Raw genomic sequence first — 6,510 nt, forward strand, 5'->3', positions numbered from 1 at the left:
CCGCGGAGGATAAAACAGCGCGCCCGGTTCCGCAATGGCGGGGTGAGGGAGAGGGGAAGCGCAGCCCTGTGGGCGGCGCTTGACAGCCGCAAGCCAGCTCGCGACGCTGGCGGCATGAAACCAGGCATTTGGTTGGTTATCTGGCTTTTGGGCTTGCCGCTGCTGCGGGCGGCCCATCCGGAACTGCAATTTGACGGCCCCATGTCGCGGGCGGTTTTGGAGCGTTATCTTTCCCGTGCCATCACGATGATGGATTATTGCACGGGCCAGGGAAGTCCGGAGGACAATCTGCGGATGCTGCAAAACATTGGCGCGCGGTTCGCGGGGCGCGTGCTCTATATGTGGGGACGGGAAAACCAGTTTTCCAACCGCGTGCAACGGGCGCGGGAGATTGCGGCGCGCACCCACCAGGTGATGCCGGAGCTGATCCTGCAGGGGTGTGTGTTTGAGATTGTGACGCCGCAGGTGGAGACTGTGCCCATTCCGCCGGAGGTGTTTCAGGCCTTCGGGGTGCCGGTGGAGACCCGCAACTTTCGCTACGCGGCAATGCTGTTTGATCAGGGCGTGTACCTCAATCATTGGGGGCGGGATACCACCGTGCCCGACATGACCAAACTGGAAACGCGCATGTGGTTTTACCACGTGGCCACCACCTACATCAGCGCCGGCATGGAGGCGATTCACTTCGGGCAGGTGGCGCTCATTGGGCGGCAGGATAAAAATTATGACGGTTGGTGGGACATGTTGACGCGGGTGCGCCAGTATGCCGCGCGTCATGCGCGCCGCCACTGGGTGTTGTGCGATGCGCACACCCCGGACGGCGGCCCGCGGCGCGGGGAGCAATTATTGTTTGATTTTCACTCGTTTCCGCTCCGCATCAAAGAGGTGTTGGAGCAACCGCAGAAAGGCATTTTGGAGAAAGGCTATCTGGACAGCCTCTACGGCCGCAGCCGCGGGGGATTGACGCCCGCGGGCTGGCGCTGCGAGAGCCTGCCGTACCTGGTGGAGGTGGACAACTGGGGCGGCAGCGCCAAACCGGGCACGCCGGGCATGAAGTTCTGGGTTTGGGGCTATGATGAAATGTCCTGGTTTGCGCATCAGCCGGAGGACTACCGCAATGAGTGGCTGCGGTATGCCTGGAAATGGGTGCGGGACAACGATCCCAACGGCTGGCTGCAAATGCCCGGCAGCCGGGTGCTGCATACGCCGGTGGATACCCCGCAAGGCCGCCGCAACTGGTATTACGCCAACATGCAGCGCCATTTCCCCCAGGGTTTCAATCAGGAAGACACCATCAAGGAGATTTGGGCGGGGGCCAAATAGGCGCCAACCTTACGCCCGCCGGGGCAGGGCGAGGCGGGCACAAACGCAAAACCCGAGTAGAACTCAAGGGCCGGGCTGCTGGGGGCGGCGCCATCACTCCCCGGCGGGACCAGGGCTGGAGTCTCGCGATGCCCGGCGGCTTGTTCGGGAAGAATGGCCGGATTTTTCTTTGCGTACCTCGCCGGCCAGCCAGTGCAAATATTTGGGCGTGCCTTGGGCCAGGGGCAGGGCAAGGATTTCCGGCGTGTCGTAGGGATGGTGGGCGAGGATGGTTTTTTCCAGGGCGGCAAGCTGGCGGCGGGTGGTCTTGAGGATGAGCAAAACCTCGGAGCTGGTTTCCAATTTGCCCTGCCACCAGTAATGCGATTCCAGGCCGGGGACCAGATTGGCGCAGGCGGCCACGCGCCCCTGAAGGACGGCCTGGGCTAGGCGGCGGGCGGCGTCGGTGTCCGGCGCGGTGACCAGCACAACCACAAAAGCGGCGGCAGTTTTCACTTCCGCCAAACTAGCGCGGGTGGCTTGGGCGCGGCAATGGAAAATGCGCCGTTGAACTGGGCGGGCGGGGAGGGTTAAGGCTCCGGCTTGAGCGGGGGGAGGTCAGCCAGGGCTTCCACCTGCTCGCGCAGGATGTGGGCGGCGCGGCGATAGAGATCGGAGATGGAGGCCTGCTCGCGCTGGGCGCGCAGGACCGAGAAATCCACCGGCGGGCCGATGCGGACCTCGATGTGGCCCGGGCGGGGGATGACGCGGCCCTTGGGCAGGGCGTCATAGGCGCCCTGAATCCAGACCGGGATGATGGGATAATCCAATTCCACCGCCAGCACGCCCACGCCGGGCTTGAAGGGTTGCAAATCGCCGGTGATGGAGCGGGTGCCCTCGGGAAAGATGAGGATGGAGCGCCCGCTGTCGAGGACGGTTTTGCACACGGCGAGGCTTTCGGCGGCGTTGGCTTCGCGGTCCAGCGGCAGGGCGTTGAGGAAGGTGGTGAAAAACCAGCGTTTGAAGGGCGTGTTGAAAAAGTAATCCTTGGCCGCCATGGCGTGGAGGTTGCGCGCGGCCGGCCCCAGCACTTTGCGGATGGCCGGCAGATCCAGATGACTGGAATGGTTGGCGGCCAGGATGTAGGGGCCATGGGCAGGCAGGTGCTCCAGGCCGTCGCCGCGCACGCGCAGGTGCGTGCTCATGATGAAGCCGGTGACGGCCTCGAAGAGGCCGCGCAGCAGCAGGCGGCCGCGGGTCTGGCGCATGCCGGCCTGGAGGGCGTCGTGCGGCACCTGGGCGCGCTCCCACAGGCGGCGGGTGCGGCGGGGCCGGGCGGCGGCCTGTTGCTGGCGGGCCTGCTCCACCACGGTGACCACGTCCTGCACGGTCAGGACTTTGTCCTCCGTGCCGGGCGGCAGGGTCAGGGAGAAACGGACTTCGAGGGTTTGCAGCAAATCCACCCGGCCGATGGAGTCAATGCCCAAATCCATTTGTAACTTATGGTGGGGCTCGATTTCGGCGGGGGTGAGGTTGCCCGCCACGCGGGCCACGGCGCGGGCCACTTCCACCGCCACGGTGCTGGTATCGGCGAGGGATTCGCCCGGGGTGGCGGCCAGCGCGGCCACGGCGGGGGCGGGGGTGGGTTTGAGGGGGCGGGCGCCGGCCAGATAACGCTGGCGCACCTTGGCCCGCTGGATTTTCAGGGTGGTGGTTTTCGGCAAATCTTCCGTTTGAAACTCCAGCCGGCTTACGCGCTGATGGCTGGGCAGGTCGGCGCAGATTTTGGCCACGGCCGCCTCGATGGCCGGGCGGGCCTCCGGATTCTCCGGCACCACTACCAGGGTGACTTCCTCGCCCTGGCCGTCCCGGCCGGGCAGGCCGATGACGCACATTTCCTTCAGGCCGGGCAGGCCCTGGAGGTGGTGCTCCACGTCATCGGGATAGACGTTTTTGCCGGCACTGGTGACGATGATGTCCTTGAGGCGGCCGGTGATGTAAAGGTAGCCGTCCTCGTCAAACTTGCCGAGGTCGCCGGTCTTGAACCAGCCTTCGGTGAACACCGCGGCGGTGGCCTGGGGGTTGTGCCAGTAGCCGTGCATCACCGAGGGGCCGCGCACGAGGATCTCGCCGATTTCGTCGTCCGCCTCGAGGGGCAAAATATTGATTTCCATGCCGGGAATGACCGGGCCGACGGAGCCGGCTTTGGGGGCGGACAGGGGGTTGACGGTGAGCACCGGCGAGGTTTCGGTCAGCCCGTAACCCTCGCAAATGGTGAGGCCAAAGCGTTTGAAATAGTGGAAGATGTCGGGGTCCAGCGCCGCGCCGCCGGAGACGAACACGCGGATGTGGCCGCCGAAGGCCTCGTGAACTTTGCGGAAGATGCGGGGCCGCCAGTTGGCGCCGAAGACTTCGCCGGCCAGGCAGGCCAGCTCGCCCGCCTCGAGCATCAGTTGCCCGGCCAGACCAGCGGCCTGGATGCGGGCCTGAATGCCGTCGCGGAAGAGCTTGAAGAGGCGGGGCACGCCGAGCATGACGGTGATTTCATTCAGCCGCATGGCGTCCAGCACTTCCTGGGCCTTGAGTTGTTCGAGATGGTAGATGGACGCTCCGCCGAGCATGGGGATCAGGAAACCGGCCGTGAACTCGAAGGCATGATGCAGGGGGAGGACGGAAAGGAAACGGTCGGATTCCAGCGGTTCGAGCACTTCGGAAACTGCCATGGCGTTGGCCACAAAGTTGGCATGGGTGAGCATCACGCCCTTGGGTTCGACGGTGGTGCCGCTGGTGAACAGGAGCGAGGCCAGCGCCTCGGGGGCAGGATCGCGCAAGGGGCGGCTCTCGGGGCTGGCTTTGGGATGGGGCCATGCCTCTCCCGCAAACGGCTCCACCTCCTGCAGGAGATTCAGGCAGAGGGGCAGGCGGGGGCCGCCGTGGCCGTTGCCATTGCTGCGCAAAGTTTTCAGACAGGCCGGGCTGATCACCAGCGCCCGGGCGCCCACCATCTCCAGGATGCGCCGGGTTTCCCCCGCCGGCAGCATGCGGTCCAGCGGCACGGCAGTGGCGCCGGCGCGGACGATGGCCAGGTAGGCCAGGGCCCACTCCGGGCAGTTCTCGCCCATGAGGGCGACGCGATCGCCCACGTGCAGGTTCAGGCGGGCCGCCAGTTTGCGGGCCAGATGGCCTGATTTTTCCCAAAAATCGGTGTAGGTCAGCCGCACATGGGCGGGGCCATTTTCGGGGCGGGAGCGGCGGATTTCGAGGAAGGTTTTGCTGCCAAACCGTTCATGGCCGCGGCGGGCGATGTCCACGATGGTTTGCGGCACCCCCCGAATGGTGGGGGCGGCGGCGGCCGTTTTGGCGGCGCGCGCCTCCTCGTCCAGCAGCCGTCCCTGGCCGGCGCCGGTGCGGGGCACGGCGTCCATGCGGAGGATGTTGCGCTTGAGGCCGGGGATGTGCACATCCTGCAGGTAGCCGCGCCAATGGAAGACCCGTGGGTCAAAGTTGAACTGTTTGCGTTCCTCCGGCTCGAGGGATTCCAACAGCGCAAAGGAGCGTTCGGTTTCAAAACGGCAGTCCAGATTGACGTAGGGGCCGTAGATGTCCACGTAGTACAGGAGCTGCTCGATTTTATTGACGTAATTTTTGAGGCGCGGGCGCCATTTGCGGGAGCCGGGGATGGGAATGGGGCCATTGACCAGCGCCAGCCCCAGTTGGGCCGGGCGCAGGTAGCGGGCCACCATGAGGCGGCGATATTCGGCGATGGGGCGGAATTTCCACTCTTGGACGCGGATGGGCCGGCCGCTGCGGTCGGTGAAGGGATGCTTGAGGAAATAGTCCCGCACGTGGGTGTAGAGGCTTTCAAACCACAACGGGTTTTTGGTGGAGCTGGCCACGGTGAACAGATCAAAACCGGATGGCTCGCGGGCAATGTGCGCGGCGGCGGCCAGCACGCAGTTCACCACAAAATCCGCCGGGATGATGTCCAGCACGATGTTGCGGTTGGCGGGGAAATCATTCAGGCGGCCCTTGCCAAAGCCGATGATGATGGGGTCGGCCATGCGCAGGCCGTCCAGCCAGCCCGGCTCGGGATCGCGCAGGGACGACTCGATGATGGAGGGCCGGACGATGACCACCGGCACCCGGCCGCGGTCTTCGCGCACGAGCTGCTCGCCCAGAAACTTGGTGAAGGTGTAGGTATCATTCCATCCCAGTTGCTGGGCGCGGCGCATGCCGGCGTCCACCAGCTCTTTTTCCAGATAGTTGCGCGCATCCTCGCTGTTGGGATCCCAGCCGCGGCGGCGGATTTCCTCAGCGCAGCGGGCCTTGACCTGGTCGGCCACTTGATGCAGGGCGGCAATTTCCTCTTTAACGACAAAGCGGCGGGGACGCTCCACGCCGGGCGGAAGCTGGGCGTCAATGGCCTCCAGCGGATCGAGCAATTTTTCCGGGACATTGCCGGTGCGCTTGCCGCAGACGTAGGCGGTGGAAATATGCACGTAGAGCGCATGGCCGGCCTGGGCCAGCTCCAGCAGGCGGGCCGGCCCCAGGGTGTTGAGGCTTAGCGCCAGGTCCAGCCGCTCATCAAAGACCACGGTGGCGGCGCTGTTGATGATGACATCAATCTCCCGGGCCAGGGTTTGAAACTCCGTCTCGGACAGGCCCAGCCGCGGCAGGGTGAGATCGCCGCTGACACATCGGATGCGCGCCTCGCAAAAGGCCTCAAAATCCTCGCCCAGTTTTTCGCGCAGCCGGCCAAAGGCGCTGTTGCGCAGAATCTCATCATGGAGCCGCTCCCGGGCAGGGATGAGCGTGCCGTCCGGCTTGCGGCGCGAACGGATCAAGAGATAAATGCCGCCAATTTCCGGCAGGTCGTGCAGGATTTTTTCCATCACGGCCTTGGCCAGGAAGCCGGTGGCCCCGGTCAACAGCACTTTTTTGCCGGTAAAAAACCGGCGGATCGAAAGTGGTTCTTTCACAACAAACAAACCCAAAAAACCCCAAGCCAGAGAGAGTAGAAACAAGCGCGGTGGAATTGCAAGGCAGCAATGCAACGCCCCGGGCGGTCGATTTGACTCAAAATAAATGTTACCGAAGGAGGGGTATGGGGCCGCTGGGGCGGCCCCTGTAAGCTCAAAATGGGTGTTACCGAACGATCAACACCCAAATGAGCGAAATCACACGGCAAGAAGTGCTGGCCCCGAAGCG

Annotated in this window: 3 protein-coding genes; 1 reads left to right on the top strand and 2 read right to left on the bottom strand. The window is 64.5% G+C overall.

The genetic code is table 11. From position 1 onward, the window contains the following. The first annotated feature begins 114 nt into the window (after window positions 1-114). Window positions 115-1,323, top strand: a complete 1,209-nt coding sequence (locus N3J91_08545) for a hypothetical protein (protein MCX8156479.1) — start codon at window positions 115-117, stop codon at window positions 1,321-1,323. Window positions 1,324-1,416: 93 nt separating this feature from the next. Here the strand turns inward: N3J91_08545 and N3J91_08550 are convergent, their stop codons facing one another. Beyond that, window positions 1,417-1,818: a divalent-cation tolerance protein CutA gene (locus tag N3J91_08550; GenBank protein ID MCX8156480.1), complete on the bottom strand. Its 402-nt coding sequence runs from the start codon at window positions 1,816-1,818 to the stop codon at window positions 1,417-1,419. 74 nt (window positions 1,819-1,892) lie between these two features. Further along, window positions 1,893-6,281: an AMP-binding protein gene (locus N3J91_08555; GenBank protein ID MCX8156481.1), complete on the bottom strand. Its 4,389-nt coding sequence runs from the start codon at window positions 6,279-6,281 to the stop codon at window positions 1,893-1,895. Window positions 6,282-6,510 lie beyond the last annotated feature (229 nt).

This window comes from Verrucomicrobiia bacterium (assembly GCA_026414565.1).
Lineage (GTDB): Bacteria > Verrucomicrobiota > Verrucomicrobiia > Limisphaerales > Fontisphaeraceae > Fontisphaera.